Raw genomic sequence first — 23344 nt, 5'->3', positions numbered from 1 at the left:
GGTGCCACAACGAGCAGCTGCCTTGTTGTCGGTGGCTAATAAGTGTTTTTTACTGCAAAGATAATGCCCTTTTGCGGATCAGACTGCCAGTGCTGCGAATGCTTGACCATGTATTTGTGAAGGCAGGAGCGGCTTTTAAGCTCCCGTGCTTTGCTGGTCAATATAGTGTCTAGCGCTATCGGGGAAGTCAGTAAATATACCGTCTACCCCGAGGGTATCAATAAATAGCGCCAGCAGTTCATTGTAGTCCTCGATGCCCGGCGGCAACTGGTCACTGCGAAAAGTATAGGGGTGGACCAGGAGCTGTTCGGCATGGGCCTGCTCAACTAAGTTACTCAGTATTGGCTGGCCATTGGCATCCTTACCCAGATAAATCTGCATCAGCCAGGGGCCGATGCCGGCAGCATAGCTGGCGATCTCGCGCAGACCAGCTGGACTGCGCAGCCAGTCGTAATCCACAGCGCTGTCTTCGCCCCAAGAGCTATCGGCGATTAACTGGATCAGCGGCAACTCACACTTTAAGTCGCGCTGTAAGTAACGCAGGCTTTGATCGTCGAAGCACTGTAGAAAAACTTGCTCAGGACGCTCAGCGTAGCCCTGCTCTGCGAGCACTGAAAGTACTATTGCAGCGATATCATGCCCGGCCTGCCGATGAAATCGTGGCGCTTTGAGTTCCACATACAGGCCTGTGCGGCGAGCTCTGCTGCGATCGAGACCGGCGATCAGTTCGATCTCTTCAGCCAGCGTAGGAACGCCCATGCTGCCCTCACCCAAAGGGAAGCGCCCGGGGAAAACAGCGAGCTCTCGACCCTCGGCATCCAGCTGAGTGCGCTCGTGGACCCGCAAGCTGCGTATTTCCTGCAGAGTAAAATCTATCGCGTAGTAGCGGCCATCACGGCGTGCGCGCTCGGGAAAGTGGCGCGCCACATCTGTGGTGCTGTCGAGATGGATGTCGTGTAGCACCACCGGGATCCCATCGCGGCTAAGTACGACATCCTGCTCGATAAAGTCCGCTCCCATACCATGGGCCAGGGCTTTGGCAGCCAGCGTGTGCTCTGGCAGATAGCCACTGGCACCGCGGTGGGCGATAACCAATGATGAGTGTTTTCTACGGCTCATCTTGTTGGGGCGTAGCAAATCCTTGGCCCGGATAGCTACTTCTTAATTTGCATGCTGATTGTTTTCTCGGTCGCTTTGCCATAGGGCGGCAGCATGCCACCAAGCTTGGCGATATTGGCGTTGGCCTGATGGTAGATGGATTTGGCATGGCTGAAGGTTTTGAAGCCTTGATGACCGTGATAGGAGCCCATGCCACTGGGGCCGACACCGCCGAAGGGCAGCTCTTCCTGCATGACGTGCATCAGTACGTCGTTGATGCAAACACCGCCCGAAGTCGTGCGCTTGAGCACCGCTTCTTGTTCGCCTTGGTCTTCGCCGAAGTAGTAGGCTCCCAAGGGGCGAGGATTAGCATTGATATAACTAATGGTCTCTTCGAAGTCTCGGTAAGTGCGAATGGGCAGCAGCGGGCCGAAAATCTCTTCCTGCATGACTTTTAGATCATCTGAGGGTTCAGGTATCAGTGTCGGAGGGATTTTGTGGGTGCCGCTTTGCTGGCTGAAATCTTCATTGGCAGGGTTGATCACAATTGCTTTGATTCCGCGTTCTTCCACTTCAGTTAAATAGCCTTGCAGGCGTTCATAGTGGCGCGCATTGACGATAGAGGTGTACTGCTCATTGTCCAGTAGGCTTGGGTACATGTCGCTCACCACCTTTTGCGTAAGCTCTATTACCTCATGCAGTTTTTCTTCTGGCACCATTAGGTAGTCTGGTGCGAGGCAAATTTGGCCGGCGTTGAGGGTCTTGCCCAGCATGATACGAGTGAGTGACTTTTCTAAGTCGGCACTGCGAGAAATTATCACCGGCGACTTGCCGCCCAGTTCAAGAGTAAGCGGAACCAGATTGCGCGAGGCGGCGGCCATAATATGACGTGCCACTGAGGTAGCGCCGGTAAATAGTAGGTGGTCAAAGGCTAGGCCCGAGAAAGCCTGACCGACTTCGGGGCCGCCAGTAAATACTGCAACTTCTTTTTCGTCCCAAGCTTCTTTGGCCATCATAGCCATGACTTCAGAGGTCGCGGGGGTAAACTCAGAAGGCTTGATCATCGCCCGGTTACCGGCGGCAAGAATACCGGCAAGAGGGCCGAAGGTTAGGTTAACTGGGAAGTTCCACGGCGAAATAACACCGACCACTCCCAGTGGCTGGTATTCGATGCGCGAGCGTCCGCCCAAGAGGTTTAAAGGGAACATGGTCGGGCGACGCTCCCCTTTCATCCATTTGCGCAGGTGCTTTTTAGCGTGCTTCATCGGCGTGATGGAGCCGGCCACATCAGTGATTAGACTGACCTGCCTAGGGCGGCAACTGAAGTCACTGTTGAGCGCTTCGACCACCTGGTCTTGATACTTGATCAGCACATCGATGCCGCGGTTTAAGCGGTCGATACGCTGTTCTGCTGTGACAATGCCTTCGGCGAGATAGTCTGCCCGTTGGGCATCCAGTGTGGCGTTCATTTGAAGCTCAATGTCTGAGTGTTCGCTGATCGTCTCGGGTGCGTTCATTATGGCTTTCTCCTCGCTGAGCCCCCGGATAGGAGGCAGATCGCTAATCATTCCAGTATAGTCCGCTGCAACAAGCAAATTAAGCCTATGGAACAGTTATTTGTGGCCAATCAGATTACCAGTGGAAAGTTAATAAGCGCTATTTTTATGCTGCTAATGATGTCGTTGGCAGGCACTTCTGCGTCTTTGGCCAATGAGGCCGCGCCGGATTCCGCGGCTCAGCGGCCCAATATTTTGCTGATCATGGCAGATGACCTGGGTGTAGAAACACTGGGCACTTACGGTGGCGAGTCCTATCAAACCCCAGCCTTAGATGACCTGGCCGCTCAGGGCATGCGCTTTGAACAGGGTCACGCCACACCGCTATGCAGCCCCTCGCGGGTTATGCTACTGACCGGTAAGGACGGCTGGCGCAACTACAGTCATTTTGGCTATTTAGACCCGGCCCAGCCGACCTTTGCTCAAGCGCTGGCAGCGGTTGGCTATCGCACTTTTGCAGCGGGCAAGTGGCAGTTGGTGAGCAACAAGTATCAAGATTTAGAGGGCATGACACCTGCGGCGGCAGGCTTTCAAGATTATGCACTGTGGCAGATAGCGGCCAGAGAAGGCGAGACTGACCGCTACTGGGGGCCGACCATTACCGGACCCCAGGGCCCAGTCCCTCACCGGGAAAGCGAGTATGGTCCCGAGTTATTCTCTGCGGCGCTGGCCAAGTTTATTCGCGAGAGTGCCGCGTCAGGGCAGCCTTTTTTGGCCTACTATCCAATGGTTTTGCCGCACCGACCCTTTAGCGGCACGCCGGGGCAGCGCGATGGTGATCGCCAGCAGCGCTTTAGCGCGATGATAGAAGCAATGGACAGCATTGTCGGACAGTTGCGCGAAGTGCTGGAAGAGAGCGGGGTGGCTGATAACACCCTACTGCTGTTCGTCGGCGACAACGGCACAGATCGTAAAATCACCTCGCGTCGTAATGGTCAGGAGCTGCGAGGAGGCAAGGCGCTAACCTTACAGTCCTCGACCCATGTACCTTTTATCGCCTGGTGGCCGGGGACAATTGCGCCGGGCTCATCCCGTGATGAGCTGGTGTACTTGGCTGACATATTGCCTACGCTGCTTGAGCTTGGCGGAGCAGCCTTGCCCGCCGATATCGATGGCCGCTCGCTGCTGCCGCTGCTGCGCAATGAAGGCAGCGATGAATGGCGGGATAGTTTGTTTATGCACTACGACCCCCGCTGGAGTGACAATGAGCCGGCGCGCTATGTATTTGACGCCCAATGGAAGCTCTATGAGGATGGGCGCTTTTTTAATCTGCAACAGGACCCACTAGAGCAGACCCCCCTTGCGCTAGCTGAGCTCGACGCTAATGGCGCAGCGGCACAAAAGCGCTTGCAGCAGCACTTAGAGCTCGCCGGAGGCAGTTTAAGTGGGGTCCTGTCGCCGCAATCGGAGTATCGCAGGGAGCGGGACCTGCGGCGCAGTTTGATTGCAATTAGCGTGTTATTGGTACTGGGCTTCTGGTATTTTATGCGCCGCTCTCGTCGAGCTTAATCGGATAGCTTGTTAAGCACTGGGCTTGGCAAGACTTTTAACAAGTGCTAAAAGAATTTCATGACTAAGCTTACCCTACAAGCTGATACGCGCACGCCGTCGCCACCCTTTGGTTACTCCCGCGAGTGCCACTATGGGCGCGAGCAACAGATTCATATTGTGGCCGAGTTTCATGCCAACAAAATCCGCCCCAGCCGCATTGCCTATCGTGTGGGTATCGACATTGCTTTTATTGAGGCTCTGATTGCCGGTGAGATTGAGGTTGAGCGTTTCCCGCGCTTGGTCGCTCACTATCGTCGCAAGCGCTATACCACTCGCATGACTCAGGCAAACCGTCGCAGCGGGGTGGCGCGCTACGAGTTACAGCAGCGTATTGAGCAGGAGTTTCAAAGCGAGGTGGAGCTCTAAGGGTGGTATCGCTTTAGTCTTTTCGGGTGATTTTTTCTACCCGCTCAGCCAGCCTTTTAGCTTGTAGTTCCAATACTTCAATGCTCTTTTCTAGTGCCTCGCGTTGCTCATCGCCTGCGGTTTTGAGCTGTGCTTTGTGGTCTTTAACAGCCTGTTGCGCCGCTTCTAACTGCTGCTTGAGCTCCTCAACGCTGGCGGCTTGCTCAGCTTTGTCGAAAATTTTCTCTTCTGGGGCAGTGTCCTGAGTTGCCTTGCTTTGCGGACTTGTCATCACCGGTTGCTCTGGGATAACTGGGCGCTCTGGGTCTAAGGCACGCTGGTTCATAAAGGCCGGTGAAACGATTTCTATGCCGTGGCCATGGAGCTGCTCTAAGACTTTTTTGCGCAGATTAGAGCGCGCGCTCAAGGGGTGTTTCATTTCCGGCAGAAAGCCGCAGATTCGGTACAGCACAGCATGGTCGAGCAGCTCTTGTACCAGCACATAGGGCTCAGTTAAGGCGGCTTCTGTCCCGGCTTGTATGAGCAGCTCTTGCACTCTGGTGTAGGCCACGTCGTAGCCGATGGATACCTCAGCTGAGATGATGGTGCCGTCGCGGTGCATTACCGTTACAGGGTTGTTGACTAGCAGCATGTTCGGCAGCGTGGTGATGTCGCGCCACTCGGTTTGAATTTGGGTGTGGATTAAGGAGCGCTTGGTGACGCGGCCGAACTCCTTATTAACCTGCACATAGTCACCAGGCCTAAAAGGCTGCGTGGCATGCAGCATGATGCCGGCCATCGCATTGGCCACAAAGGTAGTGGATGACAGTGCGATAACAGCAGTTAGCACAAGACCTAGGAGGCTCAGTATTTGTCCCTGGGTTTCGGAGTTGAGCGGCAGCGCGACCACGCCAGCCAAAACCGCCAGAGACACGGTGACCCAGTTCAGCAGTTGATACAGGGCCCCGGCGGTGCCTTGCTGGCTGCGCCGGGCGAGACGGTTAGCGGCCAATAGGATAAGGCTTGTGACTACCACTAAGATAAGAAAAGGCCCAAATTTACTGAGCAGTTCCAGTATCGGCTCCATAGACACAAGCTCCTGAGGCATAAGGTTTAAAAGGGCAGCTTAGCCACTCTTGGCTTTGAGCGCACCCCTGCTTGCCGCGTTTTGCAGCTTTCTCCTGTGGCGTTAAGCAGCTCTATGGTCTGATCGAGGGCATTATTAATATTCTCGACCCAGAACTTGTCGGTGGTGATGGCGGCACTGTAACCCGAATTTTAATGAGCCTCTTGCCAGAGCGGCCATTGATGATTTCCTCGCCCGAATTTAGCTACTGTTGGCCCCCGGTCATTTTAAGTCGCCGAAGTTTAGGTCATTAGCTGCTTTGCTATTGCTGGCTGAGATGTGAAAATGCGCGCCCCATGGGCGCAACTTTCTTGCACAGGGAAGGTCACAGCTTACTGTGCCTGTGCGAAACAGGCTGCAGCTACTAGCAATCAGGAGATCAAAAATGATGCGTTATGACAGTCCTAGTAAAGGTTTGTTACAGCTCTGGCGCCCTCTAGCCTTGGGGCTGTCGATGTTACTGCTTGCTGCTTGTGGACAAGACTCAGCGAGTAATTCAGGCCAGGAGGCTGCGATGACCGATACCATTGAGGGACAGGTTCTGTACCGCGAGCGGATAGCGCTAGCCCCCTCGGCTGAGATTGAAGTGGAATTACAAGATATCTCTCAGCCTGACGCCCCCGCTTCGACTCTGGTGACGCTCACCTTGCCTAACTCATCTGGCCCGCCTTACCCCTTTAGCATGAGCTATAACACAGCGGATATTGAAGCCGGTAAGCGCTATGCAATGCGCGCAAGCATTATTGTTGAAGGGCGAACAATTTTTACCAGCACTGACTACATAGATCCCTTTGCCGAGCAGCCCCTTGAGATCATGGTTTATCAGGTGCCCGAAGCTCCGGAGCAAGCTGGTGCTGCGCAGTCGCCCCTAGATGGCAGCTATTGGCACTTAGTGAGTTTAGCTGGGCAGCCCGCAGGGAAGGGAGAGGGCGGTAAAGCACTCGACCTGCGCTTCACTGCCGCCAGTGCTGAGTCAGAGGCAAGGGTCAGTGGCTTCTCGGGCTGTAATCGCCTAAGCGGCGGCTTCAGCAGTGAGGGCGGCGATGAGCACAGCGGCTCTCTGAGCTTCACCCCCTTAGCCAGCACCATGATGGCCTGTGCTGAAGGGAGTGAGATTGAGAGAAGCTATTTAGCTATGCTCGCCAAGGTCGACAGCTTCCGCTTGAACAATGGCAACTTGAGTCTGCTATCTGAGGGTGAAGAGCTAGCCACCTTCAAGCCGGCTGAGTAGTTCCAAGACCGATGTACAACTTGCCCCCTGCCATGCAGAGCTCGTCGCGCCTAGTAAAGATACTAGTGCTGCTAGCTCTGCTGTGCACGGCGGCTCAGCCAGCCCTAGAGGCTGGACACATTCACCAGATAGAAGAGAGCACTGCGGCTTGTTTGCTCTGCAAAACCCCGGTAGCTCTGCCCCTCGTGAGCATCGTGTCGGGCTTTGCACTGCTAGTGTTTGTAGGCACGGTGCTTCTAGGGCAGCGCCCTGCGGAGCTCAGCTTTCGCTGTCTTTCTCGCCAAACGCGGGGGCCTCCCGCCGACTCCTGAGATCAGTTTTTTCACTCATCACAGGAGTAAATAATGCAACGTATGATAGCGATCACACTGGCGCTTGCCGGTGTGCGGGCATTTGCTGAGCAATTGCCCATGGAGCACGTATTGGTTTCCGTGCCCCTGCACAAACAGACAGCCGAAACGGCTTTGCCCGTCACCGTCTTGAGTGGTGATGCGCTCAGTCGAGCGGCAGCGGCCACCATCGGTGACACTTTAAATAACGCCCCGGGCTTAGCTAACGCCTCTTTTGGCCCCGCAGTCGGGCAGCCAGTGATTCGTGGTCAGCAGGGGCCTCGGGTCACTGTATTACAAAATGGCACGAGCAGCGCTGACGCTTCTAGCTTAAGTGCTGACCATGCGGTGTCTGTAGAAGCTTTGTTAGCCGATAGTATCGAGGTGCTGCGTGGCCCCTCTACGCTGCTCTATGGTGGAGGTGCTATTGGCGGAGTGGTCAATGTGATAGATAACCGTATTCCGACTAAAGCCTTGGCCGGCCCAGAAGGGGGGCTAGAGTATCGCCACAACGCCGCCTCGGATATGGACACCCTGGTGGGCAGGTTGGAGGCGGGTAGCGGCAACTTTGCTTTTCACCTAGATGGTCTTAGCCGCGATTGGAACGACCTGCGGATCCCGGGCTATGCCACAAAAGAGCATGATGAGCATGGCGAAGCACACGATCACGGATCGGAAGAGCAGGCTGCTAAAGGATATATAGATAACAGTGATGGCCGTACTCGCAGTGTTACCGCTGGCGGCAGCTATCATTTTGATCGGGGCTTTGTGGGCCTATCCCTTAATCGCTTGGAGAATAATTACGGCATTCCCGCAGGTGCCCACGAGCATGCGCTCGAGGAGGAGCACGCTGCGGAGCATTCGCTGCACAGTGAGCATTCAGCGGGCGGTGTTCGCATCGATTTAGAGCAGACCCGCTATGACGCGGCGCTCCACTTACACGACCCCTTGCCGGGCTTGGAGGTGGCGCGAACCTTTCTGAGCTACACCGACTACCAACACCGTGAACTGGAGCCTTCCGGCGAGTTGGGCACCCGCTACAATAGTGACAGTTGGGAGGGACGGCTTGAGCTGCTGCATAAGCCTATAGCCAGCCTGCACGGCGTCTTGGGCTTGCAAGCCAGTGCCCGGGAGTTCAGTGCACTGGGTGAGGAGGCCTTTGTACCTGTCACTGACAGCCGCGGCTTTGGGGTTTTTCTGCTCGAGGATTATCACCGCGGCGACTGGACATTTGAAGGTGGCTTGCGACTTGATCGCGATGAGCGCAAGCCCGACTCGGTGACAGCGCCGGATCGTAGCTTTAGTTCTTTCAGTGTCTCTGCCTCGGGTATTTGGGAGTTCAGCGATGCCTGGCACTTAGGCTTGGCTTTGTCCCGCGCCGAACGGGCGCCGGCGATCGAGGAGCTGTACTCTAACGTGGAGGCAGTTGGGCTTGCAGACTATGTGGCTCACGCAGCCACCAATGCTATTGAGCTTGGTAACCCCGACCTTGATACCGAAGTGTCTTACAACGCCGACCTGTCTTTGCGCTGGGACGTGGCTGCGCACTTTGTCAAAGCGACGCTGTTTTACAACGACTTTAGCGATTACATCAGTCTTGAAAATACCGGACTCGAATATCACAGCATGCCTGTGCTCAGTTACCAGCAGGCCGATGCCAGCTTCAAGGGTTTGGAATTAGAATCCGAGTTTAGCTTGGCTGTTGTGGCCGGCGGTACAGTGCTGTTGAGTCTGTTTGGCGATGTGATTCGCGGTGAGTTAGATAGCGGCGCAGATGTGCCGCGTTTGCCACCGAGGCGCCTTGGTGGGCGCTTGTCGTGGCAGGGTGAGGCTTTGGAATTGTGGGCTCGCGGCGTCGATGTGGCAGAGCAAAAGCGAGCTGGCTTTAATGAGGCTGACACTGCTGCTTATAGACGCTGGGATCTCGGTGCCGACTACCGCCTCGCCGTCGCCGCTGGTGAACTGACGCTGTTTGTTACGCTACAGAATCTCCAAGATGAAGAAATTCGCTTGAGCACTTCATTTTTGCGGGATGTGGCGCCTGAGGCAGGACGCAGTATTGAGGCGGGGCTGCGCTATCGTTTTTAAGCTTGCCAAGCATAGAGTAGAACCGGCTTATCGCTCGAGGCGAGTTGAATCTCGCTTTCATAACGCAAGCCGAGTTTTTCTAGCAGTTTAATGGAGGGCGCGTTAGTTGGGGCGACAATAGCGACAAGTCGCGTCAGCCCCAACTCACTAGTGGCGTAATCATAAACGCCTTGTGCTGCTTCGAGTGCTAGGCCCTGGCCTCTAGCGGCGGGCAGCAAGCCGTAGCCGATGTCGACATCCTTGAGTTCCGCTCGTTTAAATAAGCCGCACACACCGATGCTTTCTCTGGTACTGCGCTTGCGCAGTATATACATGCCAAAACCCAGCTCACGATAGCTGCGCAGGGGGCCATCCGCTATGTACTGCCGCGCCTGCTCTAGGCTGCGGATACCGCGGTCAGCCACGTTGGCAACAAAATCGGGGTCGTTGAGCATGCTTAAAATAAAATCTGCATCAGCGAGGGTCAGGCTCTCAATGAGCAGGCGCGGGGTTTTGATTCCAGGCATGACGGGTTTCTCTGAGCTTTTCGGCATGGTACCTCAACACTGCTCTGGATAGGCAAGCCTGAGTGTTACAAGCCTGAGGGGCGGTGAATTTCAGGCGCTGTGCTGCTACAGTGCATAGATCATTTTTTTGACAGGCAGGGCCATGACACAGCGTTTGATAGTCGGTATCAGTGGCGCCTCAGGCATTATTTATGGGGTGCGTGCCCTGCAGCTTCTGCGCAGCAGTGGGGTCGAAACTCATCTCGTCATAACGCCCTCGGCACAACTTACCCTGCACCACGAGATGGACATGAGCCTAGACGAGCTGAAGGGGCTGGCCACAGAGGTGCATGCTTATAAAAATATTGGCGCTTCAATTGCCAGTGGCTCTTTTAACACCGGAGGCATGCTGATTGCGCCCTGCTCGGTGCGCAGCATGTCAGAAGTGGCAACGGGCGTTACCTCCTCGCTGCTGACCCGCGCAGCGGACGTGGTGCTGAAGGAGCGCCGCCGGCTAGTAATGATGCTGCGTGAAACCCCCCTTCATAGCGGTCACCTGCGCAGCATGACCCAGTTGTCAGAAATGGGGGCAGTGATTGCGCCGCCAGTGCCTGCTTTTTACACTCGCCCAAAAAGTATCGATGACATGGTCACCCAGAGTGTCGGCCGAGTGCTGGATTTGTTTGGGCTAAACCTGCCTGAAGTGGAGCGCTGGCAGGGTGCATAAGTTGTATTCTAGCTCCCGCCCACAGGGGGTCTGAAGCCCTATGCCAGTGTTGTTTGGTGTTGTATTACTAGACCTTATTGGCTTTGGCATTGTCATTCCGATTCTGCCTTTTCTGTCGCCGCAGCTCGGTGCAAGCAAGATCGATATCGCCCTGATTATTGTGGTGTATGCCGTGGGCTCGGGTTTGTGCGGCAGCTTTTGGGGCCGGCTATCGGATCGCATTGGCCGCAAGCGCGTGATTATGATCTGTCTCGCTGGAGCCGCTTTGTCTTACGTCATGCTCGGCCTATCGACAGAGTTGTGGATGGTTTATGTTGCCCGGGCCTTTGCCGGGGTTATGGCGGGCAATATCGGTGTTGCTACTGCCATGATGGCCGATATTACTCGGCCAGAAAATCGCGCCCGGGGTATGGGTATTATCGGTGCAGCCTTTGGCTTAGGTTTTATGCTGGGCCCTTTTCTCGGTGGGGTGCTGGCGGGCGATAGTGGTGACTTTATGTTGCCCTGTATCGTCGCTGGCCTTATGTCGCTATTGGCTATTTTGGCCGCGGCATTATTCTTGCCTGAGTCACTCAGTGCTGAGCATCGAGCGAGAAATCGTGCGTACTATCAAAGTGGCAAGCAGAGCTCGACTTGGCGTTTCTTGCGGGACAGTGGCCAGCGTCTGCTAATACTGCAATATACCTTGCACAACAGTGTCTCCAGCTCGTTTATGTACTTGGTGCCGCTGTGGCTGGGAGATGTCTTAGGCTGGACAGCTAAGGACGTAGGCCTAGTATTCGGCGTTCAGGGCGGCATTATGGTGGTTCTGCAAGCTGGTGTGCTGGGGCCTGTGAACCGCTGGCTAGGTGAGTGGCGCTTTCTGCGCATCATGCTGTTAATTTTCTGGAGTGGCGTTTTACTTGCGGTATTTGCCGGTTCTAAGACGACAATTTTAACTGCGGTATTTATTGCGATGTCAGGCATGACTTTGTGTATGCCCTTGCTGAACAGCATCACTTCGCAGCGCACAGAGCCAAAGTTTCGAGGCCGTATTATGGGGGCAAGTAGCGCTGCTTCATCTTGGGGGCGCGTCTTTGGACCACTGTTGGCAGGGGCTAACTTAGCGCTCTTTGGATACGCTGGCGCCTGGCTTGCTTGTTTAGTGGTGCTATCGGCCTACCTTTTTTGGGCGTTCTGGGAGGGCCCCAAAGGCGGTATCTTCACCGCCACTGGGACTGAGCCCAAGGCCTCAGTTACTACGACGGGAGAACGCTAAGTGCGCATTATTTATTTGGCTTTATTAGTGAGTATCGGGCTGCTTTTACCCTTGTCGTTGGCAGCGCAAGTTGAACCACCGGCGGCCGATACAGGTGAGTTGGCAAGTTTGTCCCTACAGCATGATGCTGAGGCAGACGAGCGGATTAAAAGCCGTATAGAGAGTATTTTCGCAGAGATAAGCAGCCTAGAGGCGATTCAAGTAGAGGTCAAAGAGGGGGTGGTGACCCTAAGTGGTGAGGCTGCCAACGAAGCCGATGCAGAGAAAGCGCAGCGCTTATCGGGCCGCCTTGAGGGGGTGGTCGAGGTGGAAGATGACATCACCCGGACGCTTGATTTGCGTCAGAACGTGGCACCATTGATCACTAGCTTTACGCAACATTTAGCTACCTTTATTAAGGCCTTGCCCTTGTTGTTGGTGGCGCTGTTGCTGGTAGTGGCTTTTAGTGTTGCCGGCGCTTATTTAAGTCGGCGTAAAACACTGCTGAATAAAATTACCCCCAACGCATTTTTGTCTGAGCTCTTGGCACAGGCTTTTCGTGTGCTGGGCTTTTTACTCGGTCTCATTGCCGCGCTCAATTTGCTCGGTGCCGGCAAGGTGGTGGCAACTCTGCTTGGTGGTGCGGGGGTAGTTGGTCTGGCGATTGGTTTTGCGGTGCGCGATACCATTGAAAACTATATTGCCAGTATCATGCTTAGCTTGCGTCAGCCATTTCGCGCTAAGGATCACGTGGTGATCAATGATCACGAAGGTATTGTGGTGCGATTGACCTCGCGGGCCACTATTTTGATGACACTCGATGGCAACCACTTGCGGATTCCCAATGCCAATGTGTTTAAGGGCATTATCTTAAATTACAGCACTAACCCCGAGCGCAAATTTAGCTTTGAACTAGGGGTCGATGCAGCAGATGATCCGGTCGCGGCAATGCAAACTGGGCTCAAGGCAATAAGCGCCCTGGACTTTGTGTTAGCAGAACCAGCGCCAGGAGCGGTGATTGCTACCGTAGGAGACTCCAATATCGTACTCCGTTTCAGTGCTTGGGTAGATCAGCGTGATACTAATTTTGGTAAAGCCCGTAGTTTAGCTATCCGAGCGGTCATGCAGGTCTTGGAGCGACGGGGCTTTACTCTGCCAGAGCCCATTTACCGGCTGCGTTTTGACTCGAATATAGATGAGCAAATACAGGAGCGCGTGAGCAAGCCAGATCTGCGGCAGCAAGAAGATACTGAGGTGGCTAGCACTAGCTTGCCGACAGAGTTAGCAGAGGTGGCAGAAGCCGCCTTGGATGTTTCCCCAGATACCCACCTCAGTGAAAAGGTGGACCAAGAGTTAATGCGCAAGGGTGAAGACGACTTACTCGATGACGGACGCCCAAGCGAATGAATACTAAGTTGTGGGTGTTAAGCCTGGTTTAATACGACGCGGCAGTGAGCGCTTGTATTGGGCAGTTATCGTCTGCTCATGGAGCACAGAGTTGTAAGATGCATGGCGACAGTCGAAGTAGCCGACTGCTTGCTTTCAGTTAAAGCGTAGTGAGGAAGTATTTATGGCAACAGAACTATTTGATCTCACAGGCAAAATCGCGCTGATTAGCGGCGCCAGTCGCGGTATTGGCGAAGCGGTCGCAATGTTGCTGGCTGAGCAGGGGGCACATGTAATTGTCTCGAGTCGCAAGCTTGAAGATTGCCGTCGCGTGGCCGAGGCTATTGAAGAGGCCGGAGGTAGCGCCGAAGCTGTTGCCTGTCATGTAGGCAATATGGAGGATATCGCGGCAGTCTTTGCTCATATTCGCCAGCAACACGGTCGACTTGATATCTGTGTGAACAATGCTGCGGCCAATCCTTATTTCGGCCATATTCTCGACACTGATTTAGCCGCTTTCAATAAGACCGTAGAAGTGAATATTCGCGGTTACTTTTTTATGTCGGTGGAGGCCGGCAAGTTGATGCGGGATAGCGGTGGTGGTGCGATCGTTAATACTGCCTCGGTCAATGCGCTGCAGCCTGGTCCTATGCAGGGCATTTACTCCATCACCAAAGCCGCTGTAGTCAACATGACTAAAGCTTTTGCTAAGGAGTGTGCGAGCTTGGGTATTCGCTGCAATGCTTTGCTACCGGGGTTAACTAAAACGAAGTTTGCCGGTGCCCTATTCGACAACCAAGAGATTTACCAAGCGGTGACTGAGCGTATTCCGATGCAGCGCCACGCGGAAGCGCGGGAAATGGCTGGCACAGTGCTATATTTGGTCTCTGATGCCAGCAGCTACACTAATGGCGAATGCATCGTGGTCGATGGCGGCATGACTCTCTAAAAGAGCTGAGCAGGCTGTGCTGCAGCGGCATATTATTCTGCCGCTGCCTCGGCGCTGACGGTGTCGAGGGCCTCGCGCAAGTAGCTAAAACCGCCTTCTTTGATGTAAACCTCGCAGTAGTCATCACTGATTGGGTTAAGCAAACCTCCGGCTGGAATACGCAGCCAGCTGTGCGTGCCGTAGTGGCCGTTTTCATCTGAGAAACTACCCTTTATTACCAGCACTTCTGCGCCTTGTGGGAAGTTGATCTGGCCCATCTCATCGGGAGAGTCCCAAGCTTCAAGGCGCATAAAATCGGTGTAGGGATCTTGAGCGTAAAGTTTTTGCCACTGCACACTGCGGCGCACAGATGATTGCCAAGCCTGGTCTCTGGTCTGAATGGCGACACGCTCGCGGTCGTGTCCGGGAAACTGCCGGAGTTTCACAAATAGGGTGCAGCCCGTTTCAGACCAAGGGGCGTGGCAAAAGCCTTCGGGGTTGAGCAGATAGCTGCCCGCAGGCCAGTCGCCCTGCTCATCAGAGAATACGCCCTCGAGCACTAAAATTTCTTCGCCTTCCGGGTGGTCGTGCTTGTGGAAGCGGGCGCCTGGCTCGTAGCGCACAATGGATGTTACTTGGCCGGACTCGCCTGGCCCCACCTGATGTAGGCGCTTGCGCCACACTTTGTTAGCGGGGCTGGGGCTCCAAGACATGGCCTGCGTATCCACTACTACGCGTTTACTCAAATCACCATGAATGGCTTGATATTTGTTGTTCATATAAAAATAAACCTGTTCATTTAGAGGTGTCACTGTAACAGTTGTTGTTACTTGCTTGGACTCCTATTGTCTGGGCTCGTTCCAGTCGGGCAATAGCTAGAGGCTACTGCAGTGGCCGAAAGAAGCAACTTTTTGCCCGCAAGACTATTGTCGCCAGAATACTTTGCGGTATGCTCCAAGCATGATCAAGAGAGTATTTGTAAGCCACCAAATGCCCGGCGCTCGAATCCATGAGTTAGCTGAGCTTTGCGATTTGAATGTGTGGATGGGGCCGGGCTTGTTGCCAGCGGAAACTCTGCGCGAAGAGCTGAGCACTTGTCATGGACTACTGTGCATGCTGACAGATCGCCTAGACAAGTCACTGATCGCTGGTATGGCTAAGCTGGAGTTTGTCTCGAGTATGTCTGTTGGCTTCGATCATATCGACGTGCAGGCGCTTAGCGAGCGGGGAATCCCTTTAGGTAATACACCTGGAGTATTGGTGGAAACCACTGCCGATGCAGCATTTTCGCTCCTGCTCGCAGCAGCGCGCAGGATTAGTGAGGCCGACCGTTTTGTGCGGGAGGGGCACTGGCGCAGTGAGAATGCCTGGTCACCAGAGTTCTTTACTGGCAAAGATGTCAGCGGTGCCACGCTAGGTATTATCGGCTTGGGTGCGATAGGCCAAGCCGTGGCCCGGCGCGCAGCAGGTTTTGGCATGAAGGTGCTAGCTTGGTCGCGCCGCGAAAAAAATATTGCTGGAGTTGAACAGGTGGGCCTGGATGAGTTGCTGTTACGCAGTGACTTTGTCAGCGTGCATACTGCGCTAACTGAGGCCACTCGGAACCTGTTAAATGCCGATCGTATTGCAACCATGAAGCCTGGGGCGGTTCTGGTTAATACCGCGCGCGGTGGCATTGTTGATGAGCTGGCGCTCTCTGAAGCACTGCGCAGTGGCGCTCTTTATGCTGCCGGTATCGATGTCTTCGAGCAGGAGCCTGTGCCGGCCGACAACCCCTTGCTGACCTTACCCAACGTTGTGCTGGCACCCCACATTGCTAGCGCAACTACTCTGACTCGAGCGCGGATGGCTGATTTGGCCGTGGACAATTTAATTGCAGCTCTCAAGGGCGAGCTGATGCCGAACTGCGTTAATCCGGAAGTGTATTAGCGCCGAGCTCGCCAGTGCCGGCGCTGCTCTGATCAGTTAGCGCGCCTCAGGCAGAGAGCTCAGGCCATGGTGAATGGCTGGGCGCAGGGTCTTGGCCAGCGCTTCGCCTTCAGTGTTGTGGACCCGCTCTAGAATCTTCGTAACAGTGACCCGCCAGATCAGCTCGCGTTGCTTGATGTCATGAAACTGTAAAGCGATATTACTTGTTTCCTTCACTCCGCCCAGTGCGATAGCGTTATCAATCTGAGCCTGGTCCATATTGCGATTGGGGATCACACCAGGGTGGTGAGAGATATTACTAGCCTCACGGCTGGTCTCTCCCATGCGTAAACCCGTGGCGTAAATATAGTCGATAGTAAATTCTGCCCGCGCTGGGTCAAGTACATAGCCTTTGGCACTGAGTTCCTCGTTTACCGCTTGACGCAGTAGTGGGTCGACACGGTACAGCGGGTCAGTGGACTTGCTTTGGTTAGTTAGCGGCTCATTGCGCCATGTGTAGTAATGGTAGTTGGCGGCCTCAAAAGCTCGAGTGTCATCGGGATGAGTTTCAACGCCACTGCAGGCGGCAAGTATCATTAGCAGCGTTGTGCTAGCTAGGGCTTTAATCAAGGACATAGTGAGTCTCATTATTGGTCGCGGTGCTGAGTGGCAAATCTTAACAGTCGGCCAGCGTATCAGCTAGCAATGCCACTAGGCGCGCTAAACGCTGGGCAGGCGGGCATTATTTGCGCACAGAATGACGGTAGGCTCGTGGTGAGAGTCCCATGACCTTGCGAAATAGTCGAGAGAAATACAGCGGGTCATCGTAGCCGATGGTGGCGGCAATAGATTTGACACTGAGCTCCGAACTGTCGAGCAATTGGCAGGCATATTCTATTTTCATATGGAGGAAATGTTTGATCGGCGAATAGCCGGTCAGCGCGCGATAGCGTTTGGAGAAGTGGTACTTGGACAGGTGGGCGACAGCCGCCAAGTCATCCAGCTCTAAGCTGTGGTGGATGTTTTCTTGCATATAAGCGCGCAGAGTCTCTAGGTCCAGTCCCGCGGGCTGGGCTGCCTGCTCATGTTTGGCGGCCAGGGCAAATTGGGTGAATAAGTGGCGCAGCTGATTGGCGGCATTAATAAAGGCGCTGCTGGAATAGCCGGTCTGTCCTACTGATAACAAACTGTGAAAATTCATCGCCAGAGTCGGTGCCAAGCCGACATGAAGTACTGGCTTTTTTTCAGCATAGCCCAGATATTCGCTAAAAATACGAGAGCTCACGCCCTGGAAGTGAACCCAGTAGATAGTCCAGGGTTGGCTTGTGGCCGCGTTGTAGCTGTGCGCTAATCCTTGCGGCAGTAACACCAGATCCCCAGCGCCAACTGAATAAGAGGCCTCGCCCAGTCGCAAGCGGCCAAATCCGTCAACGCAGTACATTAGTAAATTGTCATCGTGCCGCGCGCGGCGCATGCGGTGGCTGTGAGCCCGAGGATAGTAGCCCATTGCCGTCGGATAGCAGTCTCGGGTTAAGGGGTGGCGGTGTAGCTGCTGGAGCAGGAAAGCGGGGGTCAAAAAACGCATCCCCTGAGGTGGTAGCGGCCACTGTGATGGTGTGCTCATTCGAATGAATATCCCTAATTAACCCCAAATAGGGCAGTATAGGCAGCAATATAGTCCATGAAGATCGCAACTTCGTCAATGTGCGCTGTTCTGAAGGAGTGCTACTGTTGCTAGTAACTTAATTTAATAACACGACAATTTCGCAGGTAAATCCCATGGCACTTCAGGTCCCCCTGTTCATCAACGGTGAATTCGTTCAAAGCGGCAGCAGCAACAAGTTGCCGGTAATTAATCCGGCCAACCAGCAACTCTTGGCTGAAGTACCACTAGCGACCCAGGATGAGGTGGATGCCGCAGTGGCCAGTGCTAAACAGGCTTTCGCCACTTGGCGCAATGTGCCGGTCTCTGAGCGTGCCCGTCTGATGATGCGCTATTGCGCCTTACTCAAGGAGCATCACGATGAACTAGCTGAAATTCTCTCTCAAGATACTGGTAAAACTTTCGAGGATGCCAAGGGGGATGTGTGGCGCGGTATCGAAGTGGTGGAGCAGGCATCTAATGTCGGTTCTAATCTAATGGGGGAGACCCTAGAGAATGTGGCCAGTGGCATCGATAGCTACAGTTACAGCCAGCCCCTTGGGGTCTGCGTGGGCATTACTCCTTTTAATTTTCCGGCGATGATTCCGCTGTGGATGTACCCCTTAGCTATCGCCTGCGGCAATACCTTTGTGCTCAAGCCCTCCGAGCAAGACCCTTTAACGCCGCTGCGATTGGTCGAGCTCTTTGTTGAAGCCGGAGCCCCCAAGGGCGTATTGAATATGGTGCATGGTGGTGCTGATCAGGTGAACCAGCTCTTACAGCACCCGGATACCCAGGCGATCTCATTCGTCGGCTCCTCTAAGGTAGGTGATCATATTTACCGTGCCGGGACCGATGCGGGTAAACGTGTCCAGTGCATGATGGGCGCCAAAAACCACATGGTGATCATGCCCGATGCTGATAAAAACGCTACGCTTAATGCTTTGGTTGGTGCATCAGTTGGCGCTGCCGGCCAGCGCTGTATGGCTATCTCAGTAGCGGTGTTTGTCGGCGATTCTAAGCTCTGGCTTGAAGAGCTTAAGGAGCGAATGAGTCAGGCGCGACCCGGAGCATGGGATGATGCCGGCGCTAGTTATGGCCCGATTATTTCTAAGCCTGCCTATGACAAGGTGTTGCGCTTAATCGCTCAGGGCAAAGCCGAGGGCGCCAGCTGTCTGCTTGATGGCAGTGACTACCAAGTACCGGCTTTGCCGGATGGCAACTGGGTGGGCCCGACATTGTTTAGCGATGTCAGCACCGATATGGCAATCTACCAGGAAGAGATTTTTGGCCCTGTATTGTGCTGTATCAATGTCGACACCCTCGATGAGGCCATCGCTCTAGTCAATGACTGCCCCTATGGAAATGGCACCTCAATTTTCACAGCTTCCGGTGGCGCTGCGCGCAAATACCAGCACGAAATCCAGGTCGGCCAAGTGGGTATTAACATCCCCATTCCAGTGCCCCTGCCATTTTTCTCTTTTACGGGCTGGCGCGCTTCATTCCGTGGTGACCTACATGCCTATGGTAAGCAAGCTGTGCGCTTTTACACAGAAACTAAAACGATTACAGCCAAGTGGACCCATACCGAAAGTAGTACTAAGCAGCCTAATATGAGTATTAATTTGCGCTAGCTGAGTATGGGATGCTTATTAGTTATTAGCTCAGCTGTAGTGAGCGAAGGATAAAGGGAGTAAGTATTTTTGGACTTTTCTCTGAGTGAAGACCAGCAGGCCTTTGTAGATAGTGCCCGTGCATTTAGCGAGAAGATGCTCGCTCCCAATGCGGCCCTATGGGATGCCGAGGGTATTTTCCCTAAGGAGGTGCTGGCCCAAGCGGGTGATTTGGGTTTTATGGGCATGTATAGCCCTGAGCGGGCCGGCGGTTTGGGCATGGGCCGTCTGGATGCGAGCTTGATTGTCGAAGAGCTGGCCAAAGGCTGTACCACGACCGCTGCTTTTATCACTATCCATAATATGGCCACGAGCATGATCGGCAATTATGCTCAGCAGGCTTTGATAGATGCTTGGTGCCCCGAACTGGTGGCGGGTAATAAATTGGCATCTTACTGTCTCACAGAGCCTGCTGCGGGCTCCGACGCCGCCGCTTTGCAAACCAGCGCGACTAAAGATGGCAGTGATTACCTGGTGAATGGCAGTAAGGTATTTATTTCCGGTGCCGGAGAGACCGACGCCTTAGTGGTGATGCTGCGCACTGGGGAGGCGGGCCCCAAGGGCATTACGGCTCTACTGATACCGGCAGATGCCGAGGGCATTAGCTACGGTAAGAAAGAACAAAAAATGGGCTGGAATGCACAGCCCACACGTACCATCAGTTTTGATAATGTCCGGGTGCCCCAGGCAAACCGCTTAGGTGAAGAGGGGCAGGGTTTTGCCATTGCTATGAAGGGCTTGGATGGCGGTCGCATTAATATCGCAACTTGCAGTATAGGCACTGCCCAGCAGGCATTAGAAGAAGCCACGGCTTATGTGCAGGAGCGGCAGCAGTTTGGTGAGCCGATTGCAGACTTTCAAGCGACCCGTTTTAAGCTGGCCGATATGCTCACCGAATTAGTGGCGGCGCGGCAGATGGTGCGCTTGGCGGCTTACAAGCTCGATAGCGATGATAGCCAAGCTACGGTTTATTGTGCCATGGCCAAGCGCTTTGCAACGGATGTCGGCTTTGCTGTTTGCAACGAGGCGCTACAGCTCTTTGGCGGTTATGGCTATATCCGTGAATACCCGATGGAACGACATTTTCGCGATACTCGCGTACACCAAATTCTAGAGGGCACTAATGAGATTATGCGCGTCATTATCGCGCGTAGATTATTAATGGAAGGCGCACTGGAGGTCATTAAATGAGCCTGAGTACATCCGATAAAATTAAAGTGGAGTTGCGTGACCATACGGCAGTGGTGACGATCGATAACCCCGCTGCCAATACTTGGGATACTGAAAGCTTAGCGGCGCTAAAGGCACTCGTAGAAAAACTCAACACCGAGGACCAAATTTATGCCGTGGTGTTGACTGGTGCGGGAGAAAAGTTTTTCTCTGCCGGTGCTGATCTCAAGTTATTTGCCGATGGCGATCCGAAAACTGCGGCTGAGATGGCAGATTATTTCGGCGAGGCATTTGAAGCTTTAGCGGATTTTCGTGGCGTATCGATTGCAGCAATCAATGGCTTTGCCATGGGAGGAGGTCTAGAGGTTGCCTTAGCCTGCGACATTCGTATTGCTGAGGCAGGTGCGCAGATGGCCTTGCCAGAAGCCAAAGTGGGTTTGTTGCCCTGTGCCGGAGGCACTCAGCGCTTGTCTTGGTTGGTCGGTGAAGGTTGGGCCAAGCGGATGATTCTCTGTGGTGAGCGTATTGCAGCTGAGCAGGCTGAGCGCATTGGCTTGGTAGAAGAAGTCGTGCCTAAGGGGGAGGCCTTAGATAGGGCCCTCGCTCTAGCCGAACAGGTCGGACAACAGAGCCCCTCGTCGATCGGTCGCTGCAAGCGTTTGATTCATTCGGCCCGTAATAAAGTGATGGCCGATGGCTTGGCGGCTGAGAGGGAGCTCTTTGTAGAGTTATTCTCAACTGAAGATCAGCGTGAAGGTGTCAATGCTTTCTTGGAGAAGCGCAGCCCTCAATGGAAAAACCGTTAGGAGCCGGCATGACTAATCCTACAGTGCAATTTGATGAGTTAGTTGCTGCTAGCGGCCGCATTGGTCGCGTGACCTTGAACGCTCCCGCTACTCTGAACTCCCTTACGCTGCAGATGGTAGACCTGTTACAGGCCAAGCTCGACCAGTGGCGCCATGACGACGATATTGCGGCAATTTTTATTGATGCTGCGGGCGATAAGGCCTTTTGTGCCGGTGGTGATGTGCAGGCGCTGTATCGCTCGGCCGTAGAGAATCCGGGTGGTCCCTGTGACTACGCAGAAAATTTCTTCGCCCGTGAATATCGCATGAACTACAGCTTACACACTTATGAAAAGCCGATCCTGTGTTGGGGGCACGGCATTGTGATGGGCGGTGGTTTAGGCGTGATGGCGGGCTGCGCTCATCGCGTGGTGACAGAGACTACGCGGATCGCTATGCCGGAGGTGACAATTGCGCTATTTCCAGATGTCGGTGGCAGCTGGTTTTTGAATCGCATGCCGGGTAAGGCGGGCCTGTTTCTGGCTTTGACTGGCGCCTCTATCAATGCTGCTGATGCGCTCTACACTGGCTTGGCGGATCGCTTTATTAGCAGTGAGCACAAGGCAGCGGTGCTTGATAGCTTACAGCAACAAGCTTGGACAATGAGTGCTGCAGATAACCACGGCATGATGCACCACTGCTTGCGCCCCTTTGCCGAACGCAGTCTGAGCACTCTGCCGGCGGGCCAGGTGGAACCTCATATGGCCACCATCAACCGCCTTTGTGACGGCGATGATGTGCATCAGGTGATTGATAATATAGTGGCACAGCAAACGGAGGATCCGTGGCTGTCCCGGGCGCGGGACGGTCTTGCCCACGGTTCTAAGCTGGCGGCCTTATGGATACACCGGCAGCTCTGGGAGACTCGCCACGCCTCGCTAAAAGAGGTGTTTCAGTCAGAGCTCCAGTTGGCCACTAATATTGTGCGCTTTCCCGAGTTTGCCGAGGGCGTGCGAGCCTTGTTGATTGATAAAGACCGTCAGCCAGCCTGGCAATTTAACAGTTCAAGGGAAGTGCAGGGAGCGCTACTCGATGCCTTTTTTCATGCGCCTTGGGAGCAAAACCCGCTGGCCAATTTATAAGGTCTTTTATTGAATAAAAACAAAGCAGGGACGGAGACATGGCAACAGTAGCATTTATTGGTCTAGGTAATATGGGCGGCCCTATGGCTAGCAACTTGCTGCGGGCCGGGCATAAGGTGATCGTGTTTGACCTCGTGGCAGCGGCTTGTGAGGCTTTGGCGCAAGCTGGTGCAGAGGTCGCTGAATCCGCGCTACAAGCTGCAAGTGCCGTAGATTATGTGATCAGTATGTTGCCGGCGGGTAAGCACGTGGCGGGCCTCTACTTGGGCGAGCAAGGCTTACTGCAACACTTGTCTAAGGGCAGCACGGTTTTAGATTGCAGCACTATCGATGCCGCGACAGCTCGAGAAGTTGGGGCGGCAGCTGCAGCCTTGGGCATTGGTTTTATGGATGCGCCAGTGTCTGGCGGTGTGGCGGCGGCAGCTGCCGGTACCCTTGCTTTTATGTGTGGGGGTGAGGCTGAGGTCTTTCCAAAAGCTCAAGCGATTCTGGCCGATATGGGAAAAAATATATTCCATGCCGGCTCTGCTGGTGCCGGCCAGGTGGCTAAAGCTTGCAACAATATGCTGCTGGCAATTCATATGTTGGGCACTTGTGAGGCATTAGAAATGGGCTCTCGCAATGGTTTAGACCCCAAAGTTTTATCTGAAATTATGCAGGCTAGTTCGGGCCGCAACTGGTCACTAGAACTCTACAACCCCTATCCAGGGGTGATGGAAACGGCCCCTGCGAGTAACAATTACAAGCCTGGCTTTATGGTCGACCTGATGGTTAAGGATCTCGGTTTGGCACAGGAAGTTGCCGAGCAGGGAAAGTTTAATAACCGCTTAGGTAAGCTTGCGGAGGAATTATTTCGCGAGCACCAGGCCGCCGGCAATGGGCAGCTGGACTTCTCCAGTATCTTACAAAAGCTTAAGGCTTAAGTGCTCGCGGATGG

Annotated in this window: 22 protein-coding genes; 15 read left to right on the top strand and 7 right to left on the bottom strand. The window is 54.2% G+C overall.

Going from position 1 to position 23344, the window contains the following annotated elements:
* Positions 1 to 135 precede the first annotated feature (135 nt).
* On the bottom strand, positions 136 to 1119 hold the full coding sequence (glpQ, locus tag H2508_RS10330) for a glycerophosphodiester phosphodiesterase (RefSeq protein WP_182172846.1): 984 nt from the start codon (positions 1117 to 1119) through the stop codon (positions 136 to 138).
* Positions 1120 to 1154: 35 nt separating this feature from the next.
* Positions 1155 to 2615: a coniferyl aldehyde dehydrogenase gene (locus tag H2508_RS10325; RefSeq protein WP_182172843.1), complete on the bottom strand. Its 1461-nt coding sequence runs from the start codon at positions 2613 to 2615 to the stop codon at positions 1155 to 1157.
* 87 nt (positions 2616 to 2702) lie between these two features.
* On the opposite strand from H2508_RS10325, the gene H2508_RS10320 reads away from it, so the two are divergent.
* Positions 2703 to 4163 (top strand): sulfatase-like hydrolase/transferase, encoded by a 1461-nt coding sequence (locus H2508_RS10320; protein WP_182172840.1) that lies wholly within the window; start codon positions 2703 to 2705, stop codon positions 4161 to 4163.
* A gap of 60 nt (positions 4164 to 4223) precedes the next feature.
* A complete protein-coding gene (locus H2508_RS10315; protein WP_182172837.1) occupies positions 4224 to 4571 on the top strand; it encodes a hypothetical protein in 348 nt (115 codons plus the stop codon).
* Between the two features lie 13 nt (positions 4572 to 4584).
* Here H2508_RS10315 and H2508_RS10310 read toward each other — a convergent pair whose 3' ends face one another.
* The gene (locus tag H2508_RS10310) at positions 4585 to 5637 is read right to left on the bottom strand and encodes a mechanosensitive ion channel family protein (RefSeq protein ID WP_182172834.1); all 1053 of its coding nucleotides are present in this window, start codon (positions 5635 to 5637) and stop codon (positions 4585 to 4587) included.
* 71 nt (positions 5638 to 5708) lie between these two features.
* Here H2508_RS10310 and H2508_RS10305 point away from each other — a divergent pair, with 71 nt between their 5' ends.
* The 3 genes from H2508_RS10305 (at position 5709) to H2508_RS10295 (ending at position 9324) form a co-directional block, all read left to right on the top strand.
* Positions 5709 to 5930 carry a hypothetical protein gene (locus H2508_RS10305; RefSeq protein ID WP_182172831.1) on the top strand — a complete coding sequence of 74 codons (222 nt, stop codon included), beginning with the start codon at positions 5709 to 5711 and terminating at the stop codon, positions 5928 to 5930.
* 131 nt (positions 5931 to 6061) lie between these two features.
* On the top strand, positions 6062 to 6907 hold the full coding sequence (locus H2508_RS10300; protein ID WP_182172828.1) for a YbaY family lipoprotein: 846 nt from the start codon (positions 6062 to 6064) through the stop codon (positions 6905 to 6907).
* A gap of 344 nt (positions 6908 to 7251) precedes the next feature.
* A complete protein-coding gene (locus H2508_RS10295) occupies positions 7252 to 9324 on the top strand; it encodes a TonB-dependent receptor (protein WP_182172825.1) in 2073 nt (690 codons plus the stop codon).
* Here the strand turns inward: H2508_RS10295 and H2508_RS10290 are convergent.
* Positions 9321 to 9830, bottom strand: a complete 510-nt coding sequence (locus H2508_RS10290; RefSeq protein ID WP_182172822.1) for a GNAT family N-acetyltransferase — start codon at positions 9828 to 9830, stop codon at positions 9321 to 9323. The two genes, H2508_RS10295 and H2508_RS10290, sit on opposite strands and share 4 nt — an antisense overlap.
* Before the next feature lie 142 nt (positions 9831 to 9972).
* On the opposite strand from H2508_RS10290, the gene H2508_RS10285 reads away from it, so the two are divergent.
* The 4 genes from H2508_RS10285 to H2508_RS10270 all read left to right on the top strand — a co-directional run bounded on the left by H2508_RS10285 (position 9973) and on the right by H2508_RS10270 (position 14108).
* The gene (locus tag H2508_RS10285) at positions 9973 to 10536 is read left to right on the top strand and encodes a UbiX family flavin prenyltransferase (RefSeq protein WP_182172819.1); all 564 of its coding nucleotides are present in this window, start codon (positions 9973 to 9975) and stop codon (positions 10534 to 10536) included.
* Positions 10537 to 10576: 40 nt separating this feature from the next.
* Positions 10577 to 11794 carry an MFS transporter gene (locus H2508_RS10280; protein ID WP_182172817.1) on the top strand — a complete coding sequence of 406 codons (1218 nt, stop codon included), beginning with the start codon at positions 10577 to 10579 and terminating at the stop codon, positions 11792 to 11794.
* Entirely contained in the window at positions 11795 to 13180 is a 1386-nt protein-coding gene (locus tag H2508_RS10275; RefSeq protein WP_220463686.1) for a mechanosensitive ion channel domain-containing protein, read from the top strand.
* A 163-nt stretch (positions 13181 to 13343) separates the two neighbouring features.
* Positions 13344 to 14108 (top strand): SDR family oxidoreductase, encoded by a 765-nt coding sequence (locus H2508_RS10270; protein WP_182172814.1) that lies wholly within the window; start codon positions 13344 to 13346, stop codon positions 14106 to 14108.
* A gap of 32 nt (positions 14109 to 14140) precedes the next feature.
* Here the strand turns inward: H2508_RS10270 and H2508_RS10265 are convergent, their stop codons facing one another.
* Positions 14141 to 14866: a cupin domain-containing protein gene (locus H2508_RS10265; protein ID WP_182172811.1), complete on the bottom strand. Its 726-nt coding sequence runs from the start codon at positions 14864 to 14866 to the stop codon at positions 14141 to 14143.
* 181 nt (positions 14867 to 15047) lie between these two features.
* Here H2508_RS10265 and H2508_RS10260 point away from each other — a divergent pair, with 181 nt between their 5' ends.
* A complete protein-coding gene (locus tag H2508_RS10260) occupies positions 15048 to 16016 on the top strand; it encodes a 2-hydroxyacid dehydrogenase (RefSeq protein ID WP_182172808.1) in 969 nt (322 codons plus the stop codon).
* A 36-nt stretch (positions 16017 to 16052) separates the two neighbouring features.
* On the opposite strand, the gene H2508_RS10255 is transcribed toward H2508_RS10260, so the two are convergent.
* Together H2508_RS10255 and H2508_RS10250 are read right to left on the bottom strand one after the other, a co-directional pair.
* Positions 16053 to 16631: a DUF4136 domain-containing protein gene (locus H2508_RS10255; protein ID WP_182172805.1), complete on the bottom strand. Its 579-nt coding sequence runs from the start codon at positions 16629 to 16631 to the stop codon at positions 16053 to 16055.
* A 106-nt stretch (positions 16632 to 16737) separates the two neighbouring features.
* The gene (locus tag H2508_RS10250; RefSeq protein ID WP_182172802.1) at positions 16738 to 17619 is read right to left on the bottom strand and encodes an AraC family transcriptional regulator; all 882 of its coding nucleotides are present in this window, start codon (positions 17617 to 17619) and stop codon (positions 16738 to 16740) included.
* Between the two features lie 155 nt (positions 17620 to 17774).
* Here H2508_RS10250 and H2508_RS10245 point away from each other — a divergent pair, with 155 nt between their 5' ends.
* The 5 genes from H2508_RS10245 to mmsB all read left to right on the top strand — a co-directional run bounded on the left by H2508_RS10245 (position 17775) and on the right by mmsB (position 23330).
* On the top strand, positions 17775 to 19271 hold the full coding sequence (locus H2508_RS10245; protein ID WP_182172799.1) for a CoA-acylating methylmalonate-semialdehyde dehydrogenase: 1497 nt from the start codon (positions 17775 to 17777) through the stop codon (positions 19269 to 19271).
* 69 nt (positions 19272 to 19340) lie between these two features.
* A complete protein-coding gene (locus H2508_RS10240; RefSeq protein ID WP_182172796.1) occupies positions 19341 to 20501 on the top strand; it encodes an acyl-CoA dehydrogenase family protein in 1161 nt (386 codons plus the stop codon).
* Positions 20498 to 21286 (top strand): enoyl-CoA hydratase, encoded by a 789-nt coding sequence (locus tag H2508_RS10235; RefSeq protein WP_182172793.1) that lies wholly within the window; start codon positions 20498 to 20500, stop codon positions 21284 to 21286. Before H2508_RS10240 ends, H2508_RS10235 begins: the two co-directional genes overlap by 4 nt.
* 8 nt (positions 21287 to 21294) lie before the next feature.
* Positions 21295 to 22407: an enoyl-CoA hydratase/isomerase family protein gene (locus H2508_RS10230; RefSeq protein WP_235965177.1), complete on the top strand. Its 1113-nt coding sequence runs from the start codon at positions 21295 to 21297 to the stop codon at positions 22405 to 22407.
* Between the two features lie 38 nt (positions 22408 to 22445).
* Positions 22446 to 23330 (top strand): 3-hydroxyisobutyrate dehydrogenase, encoded by an 885-nt coding sequence (gene mmsB, locus H2508_RS10225; RefSeq protein WP_182172788.1) that lies wholly within the window; start codon positions 22446 to 22448, stop codon positions 23328 to 23330.
* Positions 23331 to 23344 lie beyond the last annotated feature (14 nt).

The organism is Sediminihaliea albiluteola (genome assembly GCF_014077625.1).
GTDB classification, from domain to species: Bacteria; Pseudomonadota; Gammaproteobacteria; order Pseudomonadales; family Halieaceae; genus Sediminihaliea; species Sediminihaliea albiluteola.
Note: the sequence above shows the minus strand (reverse complement) of the source record. Positions and strands in the feature narration are given on the sequence as shown.